Genomic DNA, 25,852 nt, shown 5'->3' on the forward strand with positions numbered 1-25,852 from the left:
GATTTGGAAACTTATTTATCAAAGCAATAATATATTATCATACTCTCTGGAGTTGATTGTATTAGTAAATCTATAAGTATCTATATAATCATAGCAGCAGATAATAATACGACGATAGATAAAGTTGATTATGAAGCCATAACAAAATTTTTACTACTAATGGAAAAACATATTTTAGGTATTAGAAATAGACTATAACTTAATAAATAAATGGTCTATGGATTTTAAGCAAAGGAATTGAATAATTAATAGTTCTAGTTTTTAATTTTCATCCAAGGAGAAATGGTATATCATTAAAGATTATTTTAATTGTAAGGCAGTTGTTAATGACTATAACCTCAATGTGATAATTGTGTATACATTGAAATATGTTCTATTTTTAAGTAAATAGATGATTACTAGAAGGTAATGTTACATGATGAAAAGATTGAATTTTTGCTAAAGCTTTAGTGGTAGAAAGAGAAACAATGAGGTTGACTACTAGGATTATGAGTCTTATACTTATGCTATCAATAATATCTAGCATAGGGATAATTAAAATATCTATTTACATTGAAGCTTCAAAGTGCTATGCATAACAAGCTTACCATAGAGTATACAAGAAAGGTGGAGAACTATTGAATTATTTACTATAAATACTTCAAAACCCTGTATATGAAAGGATTTTAAAAAGAGTTTTTAATTTAACTGTTCTAAAAGAGGGTGATAAATATGAATATAAAAGCTGATTTAAAACAAAATTTTAATGAAATATTAAAACAATATAAAACTAAAGATACAGTCTTATTTCAGTTAAAGTATAAGAATATGCTTCATATAAACTTAAGTGAGAAGTATCCGTATTTAGAAGATAATAGTCTAAATGAAGATTATGTAAAAGAATGTACTGAAAAAGCAATGGAAGTATATAAAATTATGGAATTTAGCAATAATTTACTAATTGTTTATGACGATATATATGGTAATCATGGTTTAAAGGAAAGGGAATTCATTGAAAGTATATTAGAGAATACAACTCAATATGATAATTATAAATTAAAATGGAAATACCCCGATGATGAAGATACCTATATATGTAATAGATATATATATCAAGTAGATGAGATAGATATTAAAAATCTATTTAGAGAAATAGTGTTATCAGATATCGGAGGGAAACTAGATTTGGTTTCATCTATATTTATTATGGATATAGATAATGGATATATTTTTCATTTATATGATGATAGGGGACTTATTTTATATGCTAAAAAAGAGGAAGATTTACTAAGTCTGTGGGAAAAGTTTTATGATGATGTATTTACAGGTTGTGAAAATTTTAAAATAAAGGTAAAAGATTTGTATTGGATAAATAAGTCAAAGGATGATCCCAATGATTTATGTCTACATGGAGACATAGTAGTTATCATAGGAGGAGAAGAACTATCTTATATTGGAGCAACAGTAAGTGCCTCAGCCCTTAGAATGTTAAAAACACTAACAGAAGATCATTTACCAACAGAAGGTGAACAAATGCTACCTTGTTGTGGACATACTATGATAGCCAACAAAACTTTAGATGAGGTAGACATAATTGGATGTAATGATGGCATAGATTGGACTGTTTTACATGATGATGGAATCATTAAATTAATAACTGAAAGTGGAAATACTGCTTTTCTTTATTATCTTCAATATAAAAAGGAAGTTATGAGTTTTGCCAATATAGTAGAAAATTATTATAAGGAATCTACAATTAAAACTATACCAGAAGATGAGTTTGAAAGAAATGGGTATATAGCATTTTGGAATGAGTGGAATAGGAGAATGGGCTATAACAAGATATTTTAGAATGAATGGATTTATAGAGATACCAATTGAATTATCAAAGGTAAAGATTTATTTTTCTTATACTTGTGATACTGATAATGAGAAATTAGGAACTGAGTATAACATTGATGAATTAGTTGCAAATTTATATGGAATTAAGGAGGAATATTATGGAACTAAAGTATGAAGTAACAGAAGAGGATTATATAAAGTTTAATATATATCATGCTAAGAATTCAAAATCTCATAAAAAAACATACAATATGCTTAAATATATAATTCCTATTTTATGTGGAGTAGTCATATTTTTTACAGGACCAAGTTTATACAAACAACCAAAACTTTATTGGGGTATTATTTCTATACTATTTATATTAATATGGATAATAAGATTTCCTAAAACATATGAAAAATTAATAAGAAAATCTGCCAAAGATATGCTGAACGATGGAGATAATTCATTTATGATATGTCATAATACCATGATAATAAAAGGAAATAATATAAAAGTTATTAGTGAACACTCTACTGAAATAACATCAAAAGAAGGTATAAAAGAGATAAAAGTCTATGAGGATATGATACTTATTTATCTAAGTGGATTTACTGCACATATTGTTCCAACAAGATATTTAACTGAAGAAACTAAAGAGGAACTTTTAAAGAAATTAGAATTTGTAAAAGATAATAATAAATAGTATCCAATATATGGAACAACATTTATATATTGTTCATATTACACATTATAAACAAGTTAAATATTATATATTATTATTTATAACTATAAATTATTTATTAGGTTGACTTTATTATATAGAAGGGATTTTTAAAATGAAAAAATTATTAAGGATATATTCGTATTTGATACAGCCAACTATATATAAGATTATATCAAGGGCATTTTTAGGAATTACTTTGTCATTACTGTGGAATTATTTTATAAATGAGGGTGAAACATACATAATGGTTGAAGAGGCCTTCTTTTTTATAGGAGTGGTTCTATTAACTATGGCATGGTTTAACTATCTAAAGTTAGATGGAGTTAGTATTGGTATGGTAAGAAAGAGTCGTCAGGAAAAAGATAAGTCTAGTTATAAACCAAAGAATATAATTGACTTTTTAGAAGGAGAAGTTACAAGTGATGAGCTTGAAGAAAAAGATGAAGTATTATCAGCACTGATAGCTAACATTTTAACAGGAATTTGTTTTTTAATTCCTTCAATAATCATTATGTGTTTATAAACAATAAATATCAGATTTTGAAAGGATTATATAATCTATTAGTTTTTATAGGAATGTTTAGCCATTTCAAATCTGATTGACAATGTAAATTGTTTTTGGTAAAATATTTTTAATAAATATAATTAATGTTCAGAATATTATCAACAAATTAACAAATTATAATTTTGAAATATTAAGCGTTTATATCAAAATTAGGATGAAATGAACAATTATATTTTGTTATTTTTTTATCACAAAAGGGGGAAATATTATGAAAAAGGGAAATTTCAAATTACTATCATTAATTCTAGTATTAGTTTTAGTGGTTAGTGCTTGTAGTGGTAAGGACTCAAAAACTAATGGTAATAACGATGCTGATAATGGTGGAGAGACAAAAACAGCCACAGCTATTAAGGATTTAGTTATATCTAAGGTACAAACTAGAGAACTAGAAACATTCAATATTTTATATAGCCAAAGAGCTGAAGACTCTGAAAACTTAACTAATTTACTTGATCCATTGCTAGAAGTGGATACATATGGTGAATTGGTTCCAGCAATAGCAGAAGAATGGAATACGGAAGATGGCGGATTAACTTGGACGTTTAAAATTCGTGATGGGGTTAAATGGGTTGATATGAATGGTAAAGAAAAGGCAGCTCTTACAGCAGAAGACTTTGCAACAGGACTTGAGTGGATTCTTAATTTCCATAAAAACGATTCATCAAATACATCAATGCCAATTGAAATGATAAAAGGCGCTGAAGAGTATTATGAGTGGACAAAAACTCTTTCGGCAGAAGAAGCAAAAGCTTTAACAGCAGAAGCGGGTTCAAAGTTCCGTGAAATGGTTGGATTGGAAATAGACGGTAACAAATTAGTTTATAAATGTATAACAGAAAAACCATATTTTGATACAGTAGCAACTTATAACTGTTTATATCCATTGTCGCAACAAATGGTTGATGAACTAGGTGGAGCAGACAATGTTAGATCTATGAACAATGAAAATATGTGGTATAGTGGAGCTTATACAATGACCCAATATATCCAAGGTAATGAAAAAGTATTTACTAAAAATCCATTATATTGGGATAAGGAAGCACAGTTATTTGATACAGTAACTATAAAGATGGTAGAATCCTTAGACGTGGCATATCAATTATATCAATCAGGAGAAATTGATTATGTTCAATTAACAGAGAGTCAAGTAAATACAATAAGTAAAGATGAAAATCACCAATTTTATAACTATTTAGTACCAGATGTACTGTCTAAGTACTCATATCAGTTCCATTTTAACTTTAATAAAAATAAAGAAGATGGAACACCTGATACAAATTGGAATACAGCAATTGCAAATAAAGCATTTAGACAAACTTGGTACTATGGATTAAATTTAGAAAATTATTATAAGAGACAAAATGCCTTAGACCCATATATAGGAGAGAATAATTTCTATACTATGAAGGGTTTAGTATATACTTCAGACGGTACAGAATATACAGAATTAGTTAGACAAGAAATGGGCTTACCAGAACTTAATGGAAAGAAAATGGTGAGACTAGATGAGGCAAAAACAGCTGAGTTAAAGAAACAAGCTATGGAAGAATTAACAGCATTAGGTGTTACTTTCCCAGTAGAAATTGATTATTATATCGCAGCAGGTAACCAAACTGTTTTAGATACAGCTAACGTATTAAAACAAATATTCTCAGAGAGTTTGGGAGATGATTTTGTAAAATTTAATATAAAAACTTATGTATCATCAATTAGAAAAGAAGTTGTACAGCCACATCTTCACTCAATAGCAATTAACGGATGGGGTGCAGACTATGGTGATCCACAAAATTATCTAGGACAAGAAACATATGGTAGTGACAATGCTTACTATTCAGCAAACTATTCATATATAAATGAGATAACAAAAGAGACAGAAGCAAACAAAGAATTACTTACAGCTTATAAAGAATTTACTGCATTAGTAGAAGCAGCAGATGCTATAACTACTGACCTAGATGCTCGTTATAAGGCTTATGCAAAAGCAGAAGCTTATATGCTAGACAATGCATTTACTATACCAGCTATGTATCAACAGATGGTTGCATTGGCTAAATACGATAATACTAGTAAAATGAATGCCATGTTTGGTATACAAAATGAAAAATTAAAAAATATAAGAACAAACTCTAATGGATACACTACAGAGGAAGCTGCAGCTCTTCAAGAGGCGCATAATAAAGGGAAGAAATAGGATGGTGACTATATATGATTAAGTATAGTACAAAAAGACTGTTACAATCTATTGTAACAGTCTTACTAATAGCAACAATAGTATTTTTACTTATGAGGATGCTTCCAACGGATTATTATTTTACTGAAGAACAATTGATGAAATTTACAGAAGCACAGAAAAATGAACAATTGTTAGCAGCAGGATTACTAGATCCTATACCAAAACAATTAGTCGATTTTTATGGGAAATTAGCTCGTTTTGATTTTGGGGAATCCCGAAGAATTCAAAATGGTGTACCTGTAGTTAAAATTATATCTACTAGATTTGCCATATCTATGAAGCTAGGAATAACAGCATTAGGTATTTCATTAATTACTGGGGTGACCATGGGTACCATTCAGTCAAGATTTAAGGATAAATTAGGAGATCATATTGGTACAGCTTATACTATTTTTGCTAATGCAGTGCCACCACTGGTATCATATTCACTGGTCTTAATATTGGGGACAAGATTATTAAATTTACCATCCATGTATTCTACAAGAAATCCAGGACCATCAAGTATCTTACCGGTTATATGTTTATGTATAAGCAGTATTGCATGGTGGGCGTTGTGGACTAGAAGGTATATGGTAGATGAAATTAATAAAGATTATATAAAACTAGCACGAATAAAGGGAATGCCTAATAAAAAGATAATGAGAAAACATGTACTGAGGAATGCATTTGTACCGTTAGCTCAGTATTTACCAGCATCATTTCTATCAACTGTAAGTGGTTCAATTCTTGTGGAGCGTTTTTTCTCTATACCAGGAATGGGTCCTTTATTGGTAGATTCAATAAATAGGTATGATTTAAATGTTGTTCAGACAGTAACAATTTTATATGCCACACTAGGTATATTAGGTGTATTTTTTGGAGATATACTTATGATGTTAATTGACCCTAGAATTACACTGACTAGTGAAGGAGGTTCTAGATAATGGCTGTGCATAATAAAACATTAGATGAAAAAATAATAAATGAGGATGAGCTTTTTTACTTTGTAGATTATTCTCCTGAAGCTGCAGAAAAAATTGGATATTCAGATTATTCCTATTGGAAATCGGTATTTCAAAACTTTTTAAAGAAAAAATCAGCAGTAATATTAAGTTTTGTATTCTTGGCATTGGTGATATTTTCTTTTATAGCTTTGAAAATAGGCAAATATGACTATGCATCCTTAGTTCCAGATACTACAAAAGGATTTATTAGCCCAAATTCTGAGTATTGGTTTGGAACAGATAACTTAGGTCGTGACTATTGGTCTCAAGTTTGGTATGCTTCTCAGATATCTATTAAACTAGCTTTAATAGTTGGTTTAGGAGAGTGTATAGTAGGTGTTATTATTGGGTGTTTATGGGGTTATGTTAGAAAACTAGATAGATTTTTTACAGAGTTATATAATTTAATATATAATGTTCCGAGTATAATATATTTAACTTTAATTGCACTTGTAGTAGGACAAAGTTTTTGGATTATGGCAATATCTCTTATTGCATTTGGTTGGTTAGTGATGGCAAGAAATGTAAGAAACTTAGTTATGATTCATAGAGATAGGGAATACAACCTTGCATCTCGATCATTAGGTACGCCTACATGGAGAATTTTACTAAAAAATATTTTGCCACAATTAGTAAGCGTTATTATATTGAGATTGGCATTGTCAATACCAAGTACAATTGCCACAGAATCAATGCTATCATATTTGGGACTCGGTCTTGATATAAATACACCTTCATTAGGTATACTGCTTAGAAATGCCAGAACATTCTTCTTGGACTACCCATATTTATTGATATTCCCTGCAGTTATTGTATCTATTATTTCTATAACATTTTACCTTTTAGGGAATGCGTTTTCTGATGCATCGGATCCAAGAAACCATGTATAAGTTTCAGAACAGGAGGAAGAATTAATGAAAAAGGAACCAATTTTATCCATAAGAGATTTGGAAATTCAATTTAGTCTACGCGGACAAAAATTAAATGCAATCCGTAACTGTTCTCTAGATTTATATGAAGGTGAAACATTAGCAATTGTAGGAGAATCAGGTTCGGGAAAATCAGTATTTACAAAATCCTTTGTAGGTATGTTAGATGCTAATGGTAGTGTCACTAATGGATCTATTATGTATAAAGGAGAAGATATTTCAAAATATAAAACAGAGAAAGAATGGCTTAATATTAGAGGTAAAGAGATAGCTATGGTAATGCAAGATCCTATGACCTCACTTAACCCATTAAAGATTATAGGAAAGCAGATTCAGGAAAGTGTAGAGTTACATCAAGGTTTAAAGGGAGAAGATGCTAAGAAAATTGCCATTAATATGCTAGCCAAAGTAGGAATTGATGATCCAGAACGTCGTTACAATCAGTATCCACATGAATTTTCAGGTGGTATGAGACAGCGTGTAGTTATTGCAATAGCAGTGGCTTGTCTTCCCAAGATATTAATTTGTGATGAGCCAACAACGGCTTTAGATGTTACAATTCAAGCACAGATACTGGATTTAATTCGTAGTTTACAGAGAGAATTGAATATGACAGTTATATATATAACTCATGATTTAGGAGTTGTAGCCAATGTAGCTGAACGTGTAGCAGTTATGTATGCTGGTCAGATAGTAGAATATGGACTTTTAAATGAGATATTTTACAATGCATGGCATCCATATACTTGGGCATTGTTGTCATCACTACCTCAGTTAACTGTAAAAGGTGAAGCATTGCCATCAATAGAGGGAACTCCACCAAATTTATTCCATGAAATAAAAGGTGATGCATTTGCTCCTCGTAATAAAAGAGCATTAGCAATAGATTTTGTAAAGGAACCACCATTTTTTAGTATATCCGAAACTCATAAGGCAAAAACTTGGTATTTAGATCCAAGAGCTCCAAAGATAGAACAGCCAGAGACTATTAAAAGATTGCGTGCTCATAATCATAAGATAGAGAGGAGTTAAGGGGATGGCAGAAAGAGAAAAGTTAGTTGAACTAAAAAATTTACAAATAACGTTTGGAAAAGGTAAAAAAAAATTTGTAGCAGTAGATGATGTTAATTTTCATATTTATAAAGGTGAAACCTTTTCTTTAGTAGGGGAGTCGGGTTCTGGAAAGACTACTATAGGTCGTGCTATATTAAGATTAAACCCAACATCATCAGGTGAGATTTATTTTAAAGGTCGAAGGATAAATGGTAAAATTTCTAAAGAATTAGATGAAGAAGTTATTAGAAAATGTCAGATGATATTTCAAGATCCTATGGCTTCTCTAAATGAAAGAGCAAAAGTTGAATATATAATATCAGAAGGGTTGTTAAATTTCCACCTATATAAAGATGAGAAGGATCGTGGAGAAAAGGTTCGAAATGCCTTACTTGAAGTAGGTCTTTTGCCAGAATTTGCTTCTCGTTTTCCACATGAATTTTCAGGAGGTCAAAGACAACGTATTGGTATAGCAAGAGCCTTAGTTATGGAACCAGAGTTTATAGTAGCAGATGAACCCATATCAGCATTAGATGTTTCTATTCGTGCACAGGTTCTTAATTTACTAAATGAACTTAAAAAGGATAAAGGATTAACTTATTTATTTATTTCTCATGATTTATCTGTAGTACGTTTTATATCTGATAGAATTGCAGTTATAAGTAAAGGAAGAATAGTGGAATTGGCAGAATCTGAAGAATTATTTAGACATCCTTTACATCCATATACAAAAGCCTTACTATCAGCAGTACCACAGCCAGATCCAGAAATAGAAAAGAATAAAAAGCTAATTGTTTATGATCCGTCAGTTCATGATTATTCTGTAGATAAACCAGTTTGGGAAGAAATTATTGAAGGACATTTTATCTATGGAAATCAACGTGAGCTTGAACAATATAGAAAAGAAATTGATGCAATAGATGCAACTAATATAGAATAATATTGATGATTTTAAATACACCTTAGAAAGATGTATATTTCTATTAAGGTGTATTTTTTTATATTCATTAGAAATAAATTCATCTCCAATTAGATTTAAAACTTATTTTATATTGACACTAAAGGCAATAATATAATCAAAGAATTTTCAAATTATGTAATAAACTAGGGTGAACTATATGGAAAACCAATATAAAAACATTATTCATACAATTAGTACAATAATCATATGTGGGTTTTATATATTTTGACTATCTTAAAGATTATTGTTCTATGGTAATCTTCAATATATAGGATAGAAAGACTAGAAGTAAAGACTTTATTAGACTTACATTAACATTTTTTCTTTTTATAATTTAAGGAAATTTAATTCAATATTGCTTTCTAAATGAATATAAATTAAACTAAAGGTATATAGCATAATGGCACTTGATAATCATTTGCCAAATATTGAAAAATATAAAACAAATAAAAGGGAGGAAGTTACCAAGGAATTAGATAATAGAAAAACACTTAAATTATAGAATTTTATAAATCTTTGGTAGCGACAAAATGAATAGAAAGTTATTTAGTAAAAGGAGTAGAAGGCTATTAGGATTAATGGCTTTTATTGCAACTGGAGGGGGATTAATTATTTCAACAGCCGCTAATGAAGAAAATTTTTATAAGACAGAAATTTTAATAATTTTTGGCTGTTTTTTTGCTATAAGTTTAGCAGATCATTTTAAAAAATTAATAGGAAAAGACGATAAAATTAAATTTAATAAGAGAAGTTTATATGTTTTAATATGTTCATTTATAGGGGTTACTTTAACATGGTTTATAAATCATAAGATGGGATATGGAGCAGTTATTGCTAATGGATTAGTAGGTGTAATGGCTGCCATATTTCTTCCAAATGATTTGGCAGGTATAACATATACATCATCCTTTGTTGGAATGAGTTCATTGGCAGTAATACCCTCTATGGCAGCAGCTGCACTAGGAAGTTTAATAGTGGGATTAATTCTTTTAACTACTGTAGAAATTTATGCAGGTATTGGTGGAAAAGGTGGAACTACGGCGGCGTTGTCTACAATAATTGCGAAAACAATAATGAGGATTTTTAGTTAGGAGGTATTTCATGGAAGAAGTAATCATTTTAATAATATCAATAGTTGCAGGTATGGCTACCTATATAGTATCCAATATTTTAAAGAGAGGAGCGGTTATTGCTTCAGCCATCATAACTTTAGTATCTGGGCTTATGCTTCCCTATTTTTTTCCTTTAATGGGGAATGTATTAGCAACAGCTGCAGCTTGTTCTTCTTATGCTGGAATGATTTCTCTTGAGAATGCACTAAATCTTTTAGAAATGGCTGTAATATCTTTAATGACAGGAATACTGTTTATAGCAGCTAGAAGTGCATATATAGGTATTGGCGGAAGGCTGGGAACAATAGCTGCTATATCATGTTTTGCATGGCTAGGTTTTAAGAAAGTGTTTGTAGGATTAGATGAATAGTCTTAGGAATAAATATTTGTTATATAAAGTGGGGAGTGTAAATGGTAAAACGGAGGGAGTAATTTATGAAAATTAATAAAACAAAGTTAATAGCATATTGTGGGATGATAGCTTTATTAGCTAGTATGATTGTAGGTTTATTAGGATTTTCAAACAGTACAAAAAATATAAATGATATTAAGAATCAATTGTTAAAAAAGCATGTTGAAAATAATATAAATTTAACGATGAAATATATCAATAACTCTTATGGGACATTAACTCAAGGAGATGGAACTTTACTTGATAGTGATGGCAATAGTATAGAAGGTAGGTTTGGGGTGGTAGATACTGTATTAGAAGACTTAGGAGATAAGTCTACTATTTTTGTTAAGGTTAAAGATGACTTTAAAAGAATTTCAACAAATATTATGTCTGACGAAAACGAAAGAGCAATAGGTACATTTTTAGGAACTGATCATAATGCATATCAAACAGTAATAAATGGTGAGTTGTATATAGGGGAGGCAGAAATACTAGGTGAAAGTTATTATACTGCATACCAGCCCATAAAGGATAAAAATAATAATGTAATAGGGTTACTATTTGTAGGGATGCCAACAAAAATATTGGATAATATTATAAAATTACATGATGCAAAAATGAGTAAAATCAATATATTAATTATTGTATTAAGAGCTATTTCACTAGGTTCATTAATTGCACTGGTCAGTGCATCAGTGGTGGGTATGAAATTCAATAGTAATAAAACAGACACCTCAAATGAACTTCCTGATATATGTGAATAACTATTTCTAATTTAAGATGATATAGACAAATAAGATTTAGAGAAAATCTACAATAAATTAAAATAATAGTTAGCAAATTTAAAAGATTAGTATAAACTACATCTATTGTTAATAGTTATACTAATCTTTATTATATATCAATAATAGTTGATGAAAATGAATGAAATAGCTAAAAAGATTTTGTCTATTCTTTGACTTATATCTTTCTTGGCAGAATGGTGGTTAGTTATGGCTGAGTTTGTAAAAAGGCTATAAGAAAATAATGGAAATTATAATATGCTATAGATGTGGGCTAAAGTGATGAAATTGGTATAAAAAATATAGGGTGATATATCATGATTTAGATGGAAATTCTAATTTGGAAATATATTCTGCTACTAAGGGAGGACTATATATTTCCGCCACCATTATTATCTTTTCAAGACATGTTGAAGTTGTAGCATGGATTGTGAGGGAATGAAACAATTGAAAAATCTGATTTATGACCTATGCTATGCTTGTCCAATAACACGAGCAGAGTGAGATGTGATTGGCAACAAGTTACAGCAGGGAAGAAATAGAATAATTTTATGATTCCATCAGCATTGTTGCATGATATTGCTAGAGTAGAAGAGAGTAAAGATAAAACAGGAGAACTTGACCATGCTATCTTGGGTAGTGAAATTGCACGTACTTTTATGTTAGCAGGACAGTTTGGACAAAGATTAATAGCAAACGAGCCACTTAATGACTATCTCGAATCTAATACTGTTGAAAAAGGACGGTTAAAAGATATCTCAAAACATACACCTTTCATTGAGTATAAAGTGAAGTTAAAAAAAATTCCCAATAAATTGTATACAAAAAAGGCTAAAGAAATTGGAAAAGAAAGACTTAAATTTATGGAAGATTATTTTAATAGGTTAATGTTAGAGATAGATGGCATTAAGTAAAGTTAAGACATAGTTCTCATATTATGTTAGGTAATTTATATTCTGTATAGAAAGTGAGGTAAATAAAAATAATTCAATCTGTTGTACACGTTGCTTTAGTAGTAAAAGACTATGATAAAGCTATAGAATTTTATACAAAAAACTTCATTTTACACTAATGGAAGATACATACCAACCTGAACAAGATAAATTTATCGGAAATCAGGCGGGAGGACGGGTTTTTTTATTTCTTGGAACAGATAACTCTTGAAGAGATTATAACGAAATGATAGAAAAGAGCATAGAATTTGCTAGAGAGCCAAAAGAACAATTATATTATCTTTAGAATTAAATTCAAAAATATCAATAGCACTGAGATGTAAAAGTCTTAGTGTTTTCCTTTTGCAAAACTAAATACAGAAAATAAAGGAGGATAAGTTTTTAGGTTAGCATATCAGACCAAATAAATTTAGCCCTCTTTTTATAGCTGAAAACATAAAGGAAGGAATTACGGTGAAAAATAAAATTACTACCCTGCGTTTATTTAGTCCACTTCTTCACCGTATCTAAATGGAGCAATAACGAAGACAACGGGCATACGCTCTTAAAGTCCGTCCTGCGTTAGATTAACTAATATTCTGGTCTATTTGATGGTTGCTCTCAAATGATTTAGAATAACCTCCACCTAGGGTTCGATTCCTATACCATTTTACAGTTTGGGTGAAGAAGACGGAAGTTCTGTGCTTTCGGATTTTTTATGAACTAAACTCAAATCAACTTGATAAGAAAATTTTATTGCAGGAAGGTAGAGTTTACAAAAGAGGACACAAAAAGCGAGGAATAAGTTTATTTTACATAATATACTTTGGTTGGTTTCATATAGTGCTGTTGTTGGACAGTCCATGCAGGTTATTGGAAGTGAAAACTATACGGACTTTATTCTTCCAGGACTTGTTGTACCTGTAAGTTTTGGATATTGCAGCAGCAGTGGTATTATGAATTATCTGGTGAAAACCGATGGGAGTTTTTACGGGGTGTTGATAATAGCACTATATTAGAACCATATAATCATAGAAAATCTGAACAATCTGATTTTTTATTTTATCTTTTATACAAGAATAAGACTTATGATAATATAATAAAATGAATAGTTGTGTGAAGGGGGACTTGCCAAAATGCAAGGATCCAAAGCGAAGAGTCTAAAGTGGTAGTGCGTATTATCAATAGAAAAGAAATAGATTTAAATGGCAGAGGTCATATTATTTTACGCTAATATTAAAAAAATAAAATATAGAGAACCATATATGATTGTTATCCATCTAATAAGTGTAATACTTAGCTAAGTAAAAGAGGAATAGGAGGACAAAATGGAACTAATATCATTTTCTAAATATAGAAAAAAGACAAAAGTATATAAAGCGAAGAAAGGAGATAATGAAGCATTTTTAGCACTTATAGATGAAAATAGATTAAACATTTATAGAGTGGCTAGAGGAATTTTGAAAAATGAAGAAGATATAAAAGATGCTATTCAAAATACATTGATTAAAGCATTTCAGAATGTTCGTACCTTGAAAAAAGATGAGTATTTTAAAACTTGGTTGATAAGAATATTAATCAATGAGTGTAATCAAATATTGAGGAAAAACAAAGGAAATATGTTTTTAGATGAAAATGTTGGAGATGTAGGGGAACAATATACCGATGATTATAAAAATATGGATTTAGTTAGAGCAATAAATTTATTAGATGAAGAATTACGGATATTGATTACGTTATTCTATTTTGAAGATATTTCAGTTAAGGATATATCGAAAATTTTAAATATTTCACAAGGGACAGTCAAATCAAGGCTTAGTAGGGCTAGATCAAAGCTAAAAGAAACATTAGGGGAGGATTATTAATTATGGTGAATAATGATAAAATGTTTGATGCTAAGATGAAAGAAAAATTTAAGAAAGAATTGAACAAAATACCAGAAGATATTAACAAAGAATTTGACAATATATTAAGTGTTATCAAAAATAGAGAGGAAGAAAATATGAAAAAGACAACAAATATGAAAAAAGCAGGCATTATAGCTGCATCTGTTTTATGTGCATTGACAATAACCATGCAAACAGCTTTTGCACAAGAGTTGGTAGATAAAATTATTAGATCTCTATCTCTAAACAATATAACAATATTTGAAAGCCAAGATATTAAGTGGAAGGACCAAGAAATACCTGAAGTAGCTAAAGGAAAAATATTTGATAAAGATGGAAATATAATAAAAAAGATTACATTGGATAACAAAGATGAAATGTATAATGGAAATGGAGAAAAGGTTTTTGGAATAGATTCTGATGGAACATTGATAACAGAGGCAGTACAAAAAGAAAATATGGAGAAAAATGCAAAAGAGCATCTAGTTGATGATGTAATAGTTAAAGATCCTAAGAAAATAAATGGATATACTTGTTTTGATATAAAGTTACCAGCTTATTTGCCAGAAAGATTTGAATTTGATTATGTTGAGTTTTATAAAGATGATAATGGAAAGATTTTTGATGGGGGATGTGGCGTATATTATATAAATAACAAAACAGAAGAAATAGTATCCATATTTCAGACCTATATATGTGAAGAATCATCCAGTGAAACATTTTTTAACAATGTTCAAAAAGTAAAAATAAATGGTGAAGAAGCTATTATAGGAGATGAGGGAATTGTTTGGGAAACAAATGGTGTAAGATATTTAATGTACACTAATTTTGGAAGAGACGAAAATGTGAAAATTGCTGAATCAATAAAGTAGTCATGGAAAATCCAGTAGTTATTAATTAAGAAGATTATATATTTTTAAATCATTGAATTAATCAAGTTTTTAAGGAGAAAAATGGATTTCACTTTATAAATGTCAGATGTATTATGTGGGAAATAAAATTATCCGGAAAGAAGGAGTGAAATCCTCTAATACTAGGGCAAAAAGCTTATTTTTATAAGTCGGACTTATAAAAGTAAGCTTATTTTGCTTTTAAACTGAAATTAATAATAGCACCCTTTGGCTTCTTTTGTACTGTTCTCTAAAGTCATATAATAACCCTCCTCATAAATTGCTATATATAGTTTAGCATCTAATTATAAAGAAATTATAAGGTTTATATAAAATGCGAAAAGGTTAATTGAAAAACTAATAAAATACATGATTTAGAGTATCTTGAATTTTCAACTTAGAGTATAACTTTACCAAAAAGTGGAGGTCTCAAGATGAGAAGATAGGTGTGTTATAATAATATATAAACCAAGGGTTTACCATCTTCCTATGACATCATTATTATCTTCTCAAGACATGTCGAAGTCGTAGCATGGATTGTGAGTGAGTGAAACAATTGAAAAATCTAATGTATTACCTATGCCATGCTTGTCCAACAACACGAGCAGAGTTAGATATGATTTGCAGAAAGCTATAATTTCAATGATGTATTGTGGTGAAAAGGCAAAAAGTAGATGGCAGGGCTTATTTCAGTGATGACATAGTGGGAACGAGAAAAACAAGATAGTAAAGAAATTTATATTCAAAAGTCCAATATGAAGAAATTGGAGAAAAGTATGTTGCATTTATGTCCAAGGAATTAATGTCAAAATGGATAAGAAAAATCAATCCTGTTGACTAGGCAATAAGTTTAGAGAGAGCTGTGGTTAATAATCATGGAATGATACCATACACTATTGCACTTTAGGCGTTTGTGATAGTTAGTGTAAGATTTTGCGTGTATTCCTTTAATCTATACAGAGATTCTATATAAAAGTATTTTTAAAATGATTTAACCACAACCTAAGGTAAGGGTTTATACTTAATTATGAGGTGGTGCTAAGTGGTATATACAGTACATGGTGTAGCTAAAGTTTCTGGTGTATCAATTAATACATTGTACCATTATTATAAAATTAGATTATTAATGCCAGAAAGGGTGGCTGAAAATGGCTATGGCTATTATGGAGACATTAATAAACTTTATATATCAGCATTAGATTTTAAATTATTGAATTTATAATTAATTGTTTTTCAAGAAATTATTATGGAAATATTTATACAACAAGGCTGCTAAAGTATATTTTGTTATATTAGGATAAGTAAATGGATCTACTTCTAGAATCTCTATGATCTTATTCTTTCGTTGTGCTATTGTATTTTTATGGATAAATAATTCTTTTGCTGTCATTTTTGTATTGAGATTATTTTCTAGAAGCTTAATTAGTGTATATAAAAGTTCTGAGTCATTTACATTATCATATTCTATAAGCTTGCCAAATAGTTCCTTGATGATTTTATTTACCCAGTTAAAGTCTGCATTTTCAAGGATAGAATGATATATTTCAATTTCATTATAGGAAGTACATTGAGGTACTGAAAATAATTTATTAGAGATTTTTATTGCAGTCTGTGCTTCATTATAACTTTTATAGATATACTTAAATTTTTCATAGTATTTACCTATACCAATAGAAACATCAATCTTATTTGTAGTTTTTATTTTTTCTATAAGATAATTGCTTATTTTAAGGGCTTTTTCCTTTGTGGTTTTCTCATCTATATCCTTATATAATAATAAAATAATCTTATCACTATAGTCTATAATAATGTACTCATTAGATTTCATAGAGATATTATTTTCAACAGTTTGGAAAATATCTTTTTTAAGTTGAATCAAATAGTATTCAGATCTATTTTCTGATAACGAGTTAAAATCATATATATCTATTACAATGGCTAATTTTAATAGGTCAATATTATAGCCTAGTCCTAAGCCTCTTTTTATAGTCATTTCTTCATTAACTGGCTCTTTGCTTATTAAGTCAATAATAAATTCCTTTTTTACGGATATTTTATAATCCCTTCTATTTATATTGTTTAAGGTTACTATTGATATAAAGTTTTTAGTTTGATTAATTGCTATCCAATCTAAATCATTTAATTTTGTAGGAAGGAATATTGCCAATATACCATAATATCTAAAATTACTTATTATAGGTGTTAGCAGCCATTGAATTACGTCATCTTTATAATTGATATATACATCTTTTTTATCTAGAAAAGTATTAAAATTATTATTTATTTGTTCTATAATAAAGGATTTTACTTCTTCTCTTTCTTTATCAATGCTTTTCTGAAAGACACAATCCTGATTGCAATCAAAATAGAGTATAGGTCTATTTATTAGGTCATAAAGTGTCTCTAAAATATTTGTAGGATCTTGCTTATCTATTATTGTCTCTGACATAATATCATATATTTTCAATGTCTGTTTTAATTCTTTATTATGATTATATAATAGAGTATCCATAATAGGTGAAATAATATCAATATAGGCTAAATCAGCTGGAGCTAAAATAAGAGGAAAATCCAGTTCTTCGCAAATATCTATAAGTTCTTGGGAAACTCTATCTAATATTAATCCTACATGGGATAGAATAAGACCACTTGATCCAACGTTTTTTAACATCTTGATAACTTCTATCTGTTTTTTTATATCTGTACGTATGGAGTAAAAGGCAGATATCAATAATTCAGAATCCTTTATAAATGGTGTTGCTTCGGGAATCTCTAATACACTTACACTTCGTATTTTATTATTTAGATTTTTCTTACCAGATAAAATTTTTGCCCCTTTCATAATATCTAGTTTCATTATTTCATTTAACTCAAGCATAAGATCACTCCTAATGATTTAGATTAGCCCAAGAATTAATCTTTAATATAGTTTATTTGTAAAAGCATATCATTATCATACTACTGTATCTTTTTCAGTACAAATTCCATGGGAAGATTACTTTAGTTAGATAATACACGAATGTATATGTAGCACAGGCAATATCAAAATTTATGTGCACATACACATTTTAAACTATAGTATGATTATATCATAGAAAAATAAGTAAGGTAAATTCATAAGATAAGTGATTAAAAGGAGGCTTAAATAATGGCAACAAAAAGGCTAACAAATAGGGTAGAAGTAGAAGATTTCGTAAGAGGTTGCACATTTTATGGAACTGGAGGTGGAGGATTACCAAGTAATGGAATAGATTCATTGATGTCAGAAATCGAAAAGGGAAATGAAGTTGGATGGATAGATGTAAATGAAATAGATGATGATACTATAACAGTATGTCCATTTTTAATGGGTTCTATTGCTCCTCATACAGATGAAGTAAAGAAGGAAATGGAAAGATTTGGATTAACTGATTCTATTAATAAAGAAAAAGAGAGATTAGGTAAAGCAGTGGCTGAACTTTCAAAGTATACAGGAAAGAAAATAGGAGCTGTGGTGCCTATTGAGTTAGGCGGAGCTAATACGCCAGGGCCTTTGGCTGCAGGGATATTAAACGGAATTCCTTGCGTAGATGGAGATTATACTGGAAGAGCTATACCAGAAATTTTGCAGACAACACCTTATATAAATGGAAAGGTTTTATGGCCAGTAGCATCTGTAGATGAATTTGATAACATTTGTATAATTGATAAAGCTATTAATTATAGAATGGTAGAGAGGATAGGAAAACTAATAGCTTCAGGAGCATATGGATTAGCTGGTCAAGCTGGGTTCCTAATGACTGGTAAAGAGATGAAAGAAACTATCATCCCTGGTACTCTTACTGAATGTTATGAATTAGGAAAAATGATAAGAGAATCCAGAGAAAAGGGATTTAATCCTATTGAAGAAATAATTAAAAAATTAGATGGATACCTATTAGTAAAAGGTACAGTAACTGGAAAGGATACTGAGGATAAACTAGGATATTACTGGGGAACCCATACCATTACTGGTAAAGAAGGATTTAAGGATAATATATATAAAATCTGGTTTAAAAACGAAAATCATATAATGTGGAAAAACGATAAACCTATTATAACAAGTCCCGATATAATTGTTGTAGTAGATGCTAAAACTGGTGAGCCATATGCTAATCCATTATTAAAAGTTGGTGATGAAGTCTGTGTTATTGGTTTAAAAGCAAGAGAAATATTTAAAACAGAAAAGGGAATTGGAGTATTAGGACCAAGATACTTTGGATATGATATAGATTATAAGCCTATAGAAGAACGCCTTTAATTGATAAGGTTATCTTGATGAAATATATTGAGATAACCTATATCAAAATTTAAGTTTACTTATACTGATTTTAAACTTTAAAATGGGAGGGAAACTAAGTGGATGATAAGTTAAAATATAATGAAGAGAAGGAAGACCAATTTTATGATTATCCTGATAGACCAGTACCTATTGATAAAAGACGCTCACAGATAAATATTGCAGTAGTTACTACTGGAATGGCAGTAGCTATGTCTACACTTTATACAGGTGCATCTTTAGCTCAAACATTGTCTTATAGAGATGCTGTCTTATCAATAGTTATAGGCTGTATTATTCTTGGAATTATAGCAGCTTTTACTGGAGGGATTGGTGCCAGCAAAGGTGTGTCTTTCTCAATGTTGGCTAGGAAACCCTTTGGAAGAGAAGGTTCAAAGATTGTAGGCTTAGTATTTGCCATTTCAATGTTGGGTTGGTTTTCTTACCAATGTGGATATTTTGGGGAAACTATTCATCTATTAGTACCTAATGCAAAGTGGGCAGATCCTAAAATAGCTACTTTATGGGGTGGTATACTGATGATGTCCACAGCTATTGTTGGTTTTAAAGGTATGACAGCTTTGAGTATGATTGCATCTCCTTTGCTGTTGGGAATGTGTCTATATTCTGGTATTCATGCCATCAACCAATATGGATATAGTGCTATTGTTCAATCTAGTGTTGATAATCCAGCTTCTTTAGGAATAGGTATAACTATAGTTGTGGGAGGCTGGATTACAGGAGCTATTTTACAGCCAGATATTTCTAGATATGCTAAATCACCAAAGCATAATGGAATTGGTATTGTTATTGCTATGATAATATTTGCAGTTGCTAACTGGGGTGGTTTAGTAATAGCAAAGGCTACTATGGCATCAACTATTATGGACGGCTTAATCATTTTAGGTTTAGGAACCATGGCTTTGATGATAGTAATACTTGGACAATGGACAAGTAACGATAATAACTTATATTCTGCTGCTTTAGGAATTATCAATATAAAGCCTGGAGTTAATAAGCATAAGATTACTGCAGTTTGTGGAATTATTTTTACTTTAATTGCTACAGTGGGGATACAAAATTATTTTATTTATTTCTTAGAATTATTAGGTACATTTTTACCTCCTTTTGGTGGTGTACTAATAGCTGATTACTATATATTAAAGGAGCAAGAAAAATATAAGTTTGATGGAGAACATGAATATGAAAAAATAAAGCCAATTGCTTTCATTTCAGTAATTGTAGGGGGATTATTTTCATATATATTTAAATTCGGTTCTACGGCAATAAATTCAATATTAATATCTATTATTATATATATAATTTTATCGACTATGTTAAAAAAATCTAATACTAATGATTAAATATAATAACTAATACCCTGCAAGAAACTCCTTGCAGGGTATTAGTTACGCATAAAAACTATGTCCACCTATTTTTGTTACATAGGTCTTGTTCTTTACGATCCAAGTTCCAGCTGCTTTGGATGGGTTAAAGAAATATGTTGAATTTCCTACTGGTTTTGCTCCACTTAGAGCATCCTTAGCTGCTTTTATACTATCCTGTGATGGATTATTATATATTGTTCCTTCAGCCACTGGACTAAATTGAGGTATTTTGCCATAATACTCAAAGATTACACCATATATAGTATTAGGAAATTCTTTAGAATTAACTCTATTAAGAATAACGCTTCCAACAGCTACTTTGCCTTTATATGACTCTCCTCCTGCTTCTGCTTCAATTATTCTAGCCAGCCAAAGTATGTCATCATTGCTGTGTGTTCTAGAGGAAGTGGTTCCTCTTGAAACTGTAGTAGATTTACTATATAGAGTTTCTTGGGTTTGTTTTCCTGCAATACCATCAATTACTAATTTATTATCCTTTTGAAAATTAACAACAGCTTTTTCAGTTGATTTACCATAGACACCATCTATGGAAATTCTATAATATCCATGATTTTTTAATGCCTGTTGAAGCTTAGAAACTGCTTTTCCTTTGTTGCCAAATTTTAAAGTTATATAACTTTCCCTTGCAAATACTTTGCTTATTGGTACCAATAACAATGTTAAAACTATCAAGACTGATAATACTTTTTTTCCTTTCATTGGCATACACACTCCTTCCGTAATAATGCTTCCGAAGTTAGCTGACGGGCTTGGGATAGAAGGTTCCCTACCTACTTATAATATTTAGGATTCAGCAGTTATGATTGCATGCAATATGGAATATTATATAAGAGTATCTTTATTATGTAAACCCAAAAAGTTAATATACCAAAAATTGTATATTTGGAAGAAAGTATAACAAATATGGTTATAAGATTAAATATAGAATATAATAGATATATGTTAAAAAAATTGAGATACTTATGTGGTTTAAGGATATGGGTATAAGAAGTTATTTTTGCTTCTAACTATATAAATATAAATTTAATGAGGTGTATATTATGAAAATTGTAGTTTTAGACGGATATACTTTAAATCCAGGAGACTTGAGTTGGGACGAGCTAAATTACAAAAGAAATTTTAGATTCATGCCCTAATATAAAGTTTATTGGTGAACTTGCAACAGGATATAACAATATAGATATAATAGCTGCAAAGAATAAAAATATTCCTGTTTGCAATATTCCAACTTATGGTACTAATGCAGTTGCACAATTTGCAATGGCTCTATTATTGGAACTTTGTCATCATGTGGGTGAACATTCAGATGAGGTAAAGAATGGTGAATGGACAAATAATATGGACTGGTGTTTTTGGAATCACCCAATGGTTGAGCTTGATGGAAAGACTATGGGCATTATAGGATTCGGCAGAATTGGTCAAAGAACTGCTAAAATTGCACAAGCATTAGGGATGAATATTTTGGCATTTAGTAATAATAGAAGATCAGAGCTTGAAACAGAAACTTGTAAATATGCTGATTTAGAGGAACTTTTGGAAAAATCAGATGTCATCTCTTTACATTGTCCGCTTTTTCCAGAAACAAAGGGCATAATTAATAAAGATACAATTAATAAGATGAAGGATGGAGTTATGATAATCAATACTTCTCGTGGTCAATTAATTGTAGAAGAAGATTTAAGAGATGCCTTAAATGCTGGGAAGGTAGCAGGAGCAGCATGTGACGTAGTATCATCAGAACCTATTAAGTTAGATAATCCATTGCTTAGTGCTAAAAATATAATTATTACCCCTCATATTGCATGGGCACCAAAAGAAAGCAGGCAAAGGCTTATGAATATAGCAGTAGATAATTTAAAAGCTTTTATATCAGGTAATCCCATTAATATAGTAAACTAACTATAGTTGAAGTGAAAGATTTATGAATAACATTCGGAGGTTAAATATGAAAAAAGATTTTGTTATTCTATTAGCACCTGATTCATTTAAAGAAAGTATGACAGCTAAAGAGGTCTGCCATGCTATGGAAAGAGGAATTAAAAAGGCAAATAATAGTATTAGTTGTATACATGTTCCAATGGCTGATGGAGGAGAGGGAACAATGCAGTCCTTAGTAGATGCTACAAATGGACAGATATATACTGTAGAAGTAATAGGACCATTAGGAAATGAAGTAGAAGCAAGTTATGGTATTTTAGGAGATGGAGAAACTGGAGTAATAGAAATGGCTAGTGCAAGTGGTATTCATTTGGTACCCTCTGAAAAAAGAAATCCTTTAATAACTACTACTTATGGTACTGGACAACTTATAAAGTCCTGTTTAAATCATGGAGTTAAAAAATTATTAATGGGTATAGGCGGCAGTGCAACTAATGATGGTGGGATAGGAGTTGTACAAGCATTAGGTGGTAAATTTCTGGATAAAGAGGGTAAGGAATTAGGATTTGGAGGAGGAGAATTAGATAAATTAGTTACAATTGATTTATCTAATTTTGATAATCGTTTGAAGGATGTTATTGTAGAAGTTGCTTGTGATGTGAACAATCCTTTATGTGGAAAGCAGGGGGCTTCCTATGTATTTGGATTACAAAAAGGAGCAACCCCTGAAATTATGAAAGTATTAGATAATAATTTGAGACATTATGGTATTTTAATAAAAGAGAAATTAGGTATAGATGTTTTATATGAGTCAGGAGCAGGAGCGGCTGGTGGACTTGGTGCAGGGCTTATGGCATTTTTAAATGGCAGATTAAATAAAGGCATTGATATGGTAATTAAGTATTCAAAGCTTGAAGAGAAATTACCTTATGCAGATATGGTATGGACTGGTGAAGGATCAATTGACTTTCAAACTCAATTTGGAAAAACCCCTATTGGAGTGGCAAGGCTTGCAAAAGAATACAATAAACCAGTGGTAGCCTTAGCAGGTAGAGTAGGAACTAATATAGAAACTTTATATACTATGGGGATTGATTCTATTTTCAGTATAACAAGAGATATAACCACATTGGAAGAAGCATTAGAAAAAGGACAAGAGAATATGGAAAAAACAGCTGAAAACATAATAAGGTTGATGAACTTAAATCAATAGGGTAATTATTTTTGCTTTGTTTTTTTCTTTTGTTCAAAAGAAAACAAATAAAAGTATAGAATATAAAAGAAGTTTCAAAAAATTATTTCAATGTATCTTAAAAAATATGGAATATACAAGATATGATGTTAGTATAATACTGTATACACAAAATTTGAATACTATGTTAACTATTCTTGATGAATTTTACACATTAATATTTAGTTAATCATAAGCTAATTTGAATTTGGTTTTACTATGTATTGATATTAATATCATATTTTGTTTTCCATGGGGGAACTGTAAGTACATTGTTTATATGTGTAAATTTAATAGCTATAAAAATAAAATAATTAAGATCTTAACAAAAATAAAATCATATAAGACAAAATAAAGCATAAGAGGTTAAAAATAATCAAAATAATTGCAATATTCTGAGCTTATACCATAATGATATAAAATAAAATCTTTAAGAGGTGGAAAAATGATTAAATTAAAAGAATCAATTTATAATCATCACTTTAAAGTAGACAATAGGGAATTTGTATTTAATTGTAAAGAAAATGGTTTAATAGAGGTTGATAATTCTAATCTACTAGATATGCCTAAATATTATAATGAATTAATTGAACAGGGATATCTAATAGATAATGAGGTTGATGAATTTAAGGAGTTAATAGAGGAAGTTGGTTATAATGTGAAAAATGATTTTTTTAGCCTAGATATAACGTTATCATTAACTGAGAAATGTAATTTTAATTGTGTTTATTGTTATCAAACTCGAAATCCAGTTGAAATGACAATTAAAGAAGCAAATAAATTATTAGAGAAAGTAAAAACACTACTTGAAATAAATAACTATAAAGAATTGAGAATATCATATTTTGGTGGAGAACCGTTGCTCAATTATAATATCCTGTTACATTTACATAATGAATTCAAGAAGATGTGTGATAAGCTCCATATATTATACTTACCTTATTTAGTAACAAATGGATATTTATTAGATATTGAAAATATTATTCAAATTAATTTTGAAACAATTCAAATTACGATTGAAGGGATGAAAGATACTCATAATCATTTAAGAAAATCTAATTTTAATAGTTTTGATAAAATAATATCTAATATAGATAATATTATAGATAGAATTAACTCTAGAATTATTTTTAGAATTAATTTATGTAAAGAAAATGTTTTGGAAGCTAGTGAATTAATAAAATATCTGACTAAAAGGTATTCAAAATATTTGGAACGTATATCTTTTGTATTTTCACAAATGGAAAAGCATTCTTTAGATGCTGAATTCGAAATGCTTAGTTATGATGAATTTTGCATGGCTTATTTGGAATGTTTTAAGACTCTCCAATTATGTGGTAAAGATATTCTTATTCCAAATAGTTTACCAAATCCATGTCCTTTTGTAACAAAAAATGCATACTACTTATCTCCTAAGCTTGAGCTTCTATCATGTACTGGAAAGGATGATAGTATGGAATATGAATTCACCGTAAGCAATATAATTAATGAAAGAAAAGATTTTCCTTATCCTGAAGAATGTAGTGAATGTAAGGTTCTTCCACTATGTATGGGTGGATGTGAAGTTAAGAGAGAATTAGGATTTTCTGGATGTATACCAGAAAAAGTTGTATTAGATGATCTTCTAACCTTTATTGTTAGAGAGCAATTTTAGCTATTTTAGCTTAAATAATAAATATAAAGGAGGTAATTATAGTATGAAAGTACTTGTAAGGAGTAAAAAAACTTTAAAGAGTAATTTCTACACAGCAGGACATTGTTGTAGTGGCGTAGTAATATGTTAGCTATA

Annotated in this window: 25 protein-coding genes; 23 read left to right on the forward strand and 2 right to left on the reverse strand. The window is 29.6% G+C overall.

The annotated features are described in order from the left end of the window. Positions 1–711 precede the first annotated feature (711 nt). From BUB33_RS04965 to BUB33_RS05035, 18 genes are all read left to right on the forward strand, one after another. Positions 712–1,830, forward strand: coding sequence for a DUF3885 domain-containing protein (locus tag BUB33_RS04965; protein ID WP_072973848.1), 1,119 nt, complete (start codon positions 712–714; stop codon positions 1,828–1,830). Continuing rightward, a complete protein-coding gene (locus BUB33_RS16005) occupies positions 1,790–1,996 on the forward strand; it encodes a hypothetical protein (RefSeq protein ID WP_132983257.1) in 207 nt (68 codons plus the stop codon). Before BUB33_RS04965 ends, BUB33_RS16005 begins: the two co-directional genes overlap by 41 nt. Then, positions 1,980–2,507 (forward strand): YcxB family protein, encoded by a 528-nt coding sequence (locus BUB33_RS04970; protein WP_072973850.1) that lies wholly within the window; start codon positions 1,980–1,982, stop codon positions 2,505–2,507. Before BUB33_RS16005 ends, BUB33_RS04970 begins: the two co-directional genes overlap by 17 nt. Positions 2,508–2,640: 133 nt before the next feature. Beyond that, positions 2,641–3,051, forward strand: a complete 411-nt coding sequence (locus BUB33_RS04975; RefSeq protein ID WP_072973852.1) for a hypothetical protein — start codon at positions 2,641–2,643, stop codon at positions 3,049–3,051. A gap of 250 nt (positions 3,052–3,301) precedes the next feature. Continuing rightward, positions 3,302–5,284: an ABC transporter substrate-binding protein gene (locus BUB33_RS04980; protein WP_072973854.1), complete on the forward strand. Its 1,983-nt coding sequence runs from the start codon at positions 3,302–3,304 to the stop codon at positions 5,282–5,284. Between the two features lie 14 nt (positions 5,285–5,298). Continuing rightward, a complete protein-coding gene (locus tag BUB33_RS04985; RefSeq protein ID WP_072973856.1) occupies positions 5,299–6,249 on the forward strand; it encodes an ABC transporter permease in 951 nt (316 codons plus the stop codon). Beyond that, entirely contained in the window at positions 6,249–7,199 is a 951-nt protein-coding gene (gene oppC / locus BUB33_RS04990) for an oligopeptide ABC transporter permease OppC (protein WP_072973859.1), read from the forward strand. The genes BUB33_RS04985 and oppC overlap by 1 nt, the downstream gene beginning before the upstream one ends. 24 nt (positions 7,200–7,223) lie before the next feature. Then, on the forward strand, positions 7,224–8,270 hold the full coding sequence (locus tag BUB33_RS04995) for an ABC transporter ATP-binding protein (protein WP_072973862.1): 1,047 nt from the start codon (positions 7,224–7,226) through the stop codon (positions 8,268–8,270). A gap of 4 nt (positions 8,271–8,274) precedes the next feature. Beyond that, positions 8,275–9,231 carry an ATP-binding cassette domain-containing protein gene (locus BUB33_RS05000; protein ID WP_072973865.1) on the forward strand — a complete coding sequence of 319 codons (957 nt, stop codon included), beginning with the start codon at positions 8,275–8,277 and terminating at the stop codon, positions 9,229–9,231. Between the two features lie 551 nt (positions 9,232–9,782). After that, a complete protein-coding gene (locus BUB33_RS16305) occupies positions 9,783–10,343 on the forward strand; it encodes a hypothetical protein (RefSeq protein WP_200778131.1) in 561 nt (186 codons plus the stop codon). Positions 10,344–10,353: 10 nt separating this feature from the next. Next, positions 10,354–10,734 carry a hypothetical protein gene (locus tag BUB33_RS05010; protein WP_072973868.1) on the forward strand — a complete coding sequence of 127 codons (381 nt, stop codon included), beginning with the start codon at positions 10,354–10,356 and terminating at the stop codon, positions 10,732–10,734. Positions 10,735–10,799: 65 nt separating this feature from the next. Beyond that, on the forward strand, positions 10,800–11,522 hold the full coding sequence (locus BUB33_RS05015; protein ID WP_072973870.1) for a Cache 3/Cache 2 fusion domain-containing protein: 723 nt from the start codon (positions 10,800–10,802) through the stop codon (positions 11,520–11,522). A 569-nt stretch (positions 11,523–12,091) separates the two neighbouring features. Further along, positions 12,092–12,454: an HD domain-containing protein gene (locus BUB33_RS05020; protein WP_200778132.1), complete on the forward strand. Its 363-nt coding sequence runs from the start codon at positions 12,092–12,094 to the stop codon at positions 12,452–12,454. A gap of 71 nt (positions 12,455–12,525) precedes the next feature. Further along, positions 12,526–12,612: a VOC family protein gene (locus BUB33_RS16880; RefSeq protein ID WP_234949990.1), complete on the forward strand. Its 87-nt coding sequence runs from the start codon at positions 12,526–12,528 to the stop codon at positions 12,610–12,612. A gap of 1,188 nt (positions 12,613–13,800) precedes the next feature. After that, entirely contained in the window at positions 13,801–14,337 is a 537-nt protein-coding gene (locus BUB33_RS05025) for an RNA polymerase sigma factor (protein WP_072973872.1), read from the forward strand. Between the two features lie 2 nt (positions 14,338–14,339). Further along, positions 14,340–15,230 (forward strand): DUF4367 domain-containing protein, encoded by an 891-nt coding sequence (locus BUB33_RS05030; RefSeq protein ID WP_072973874.1) that lies wholly within the window; start codon positions 14,340–14,342, stop codon positions 15,228–15,230. A gap of 561 nt (positions 15,231–15,791) precedes the next feature. After that, entirely contained in the window at positions 15,792–15,944 is a 153-nt protein-coding gene (locus BUB33_RS16010; protein ID WP_159429166.1) for a hypothetical protein, read from the forward strand. A gap of 346 nt (positions 15,945–16,290) precedes the next feature. Next, positions 16,291–16,470, forward strand: coding sequence for a MerR family transcriptional regulator (locus tag BUB33_RS05035; protein WP_115322196.1), 180 nt, complete (start codon positions 16,291–16,293; stop codon positions 16,468–16,470). On the opposite strand, the gene BUB33_RS05040 is transcribed toward BUB33_RS05035, so the two are convergent. After that, positions 16,471–18,126: a PucR family transcriptional regulator gene (locus BUB33_RS05040; RefSeq protein WP_072973876.1), complete on the reverse strand. Its 1,656-nt coding sequence runs from the start codon at positions 18,124–18,126 to the stop codon at positions 16,471–16,473. 270 nt (positions 18,127–18,396) lie between these two features. Here BUB33_RS05040 and BUB33_RS05045 point away from each other — a divergent pair, with 270 nt between their 5' ends. Then, positions 18,397–19,527, forward strand: coding sequence for a DUF917 domain-containing protein (locus BUB33_RS05045; protein ID WP_072973878.1), 1,131 nt, complete (start codon positions 18,397–18,399; stop codon positions 19,525–19,527). A 98-nt stretch (positions 19,528–19,625) separates the two neighbouring features. Beyond that, positions 19,626–20,909: a purine-cytosine permease family protein gene (locus BUB33_RS05050; protein ID WP_072973879.1), complete on the forward strand. Its 1,284-nt coding sequence runs from the start codon at positions 19,626–19,628 to the stop codon at positions 20,907–20,909. A gap of 45 nt (positions 20,910–20,954) precedes the next feature. Here the strand turns inward: BUB33_RS05050 and BUB33_RS05055 are convergent, their stop codons facing one another. After that, the gene (locus BUB33_RS05055; protein WP_072974292.1) at positions 20,955–21,653 is read right to left on the reverse strand and encodes a cell wall hydrolase; all 699 of its coding nucleotides are present in this window, start codon (positions 21,651–21,653) and stop codon (positions 20,955–20,957) included. A gap of 447 nt (positions 21,654–22,100) precedes the next feature. On the opposite strand from BUB33_RS05055, the gene BUB33_RS05060 reads away from it, so the two are divergent. The 3 genes from BUB33_RS05060 to BUB33_RS05070 all read left to right on the forward strand — a co-directional run bounded on the left by BUB33_RS05060 (position 22,101) and on the right by BUB33_RS05070 (position 25,717). Further along, positions 22,101–22,853, forward strand: coding sequence for a D-2-hydroxyacid dehydrogenase (locus BUB33_RS05060; RefSeq protein ID WP_234949991.1), 753 nt, complete (start codon positions 22,101–22,103; stop codon positions 22,851–22,853). 46 nt (positions 22,854–22,899) lie between these two features. Further along, positions 22,900–24,045, forward strand: coding sequence for a glycerate kinase family protein (locus BUB33_RS05065; protein WP_072973881.1), 1,146 nt, complete (start codon positions 22,900–22,902; stop codon positions 24,043–24,045). A gap of 463 nt (positions 24,046–24,508) precedes the next feature. Continuing rightward, positions 24,509–25,717: a radical SAM protein gene (locus tag BUB33_RS05070; protein WP_072973883.1), complete on the forward strand. Its 1,209-nt coding sequence runs from the start codon at positions 24,509–24,511 to the stop codon at positions 25,715–25,717. Positions 25,718–25,852 lie beyond the last annotated feature (135 nt).

Source organism: Tissierella praeacuta DSM 18095 (assembly GCF_900128955.1).
Classification (GTDB): domain Bacteria; phylum Bacillota; class Clostridia; order Tissierellales; family Tissierellaceae; genus Tissierella; species Tissierella praeacuta.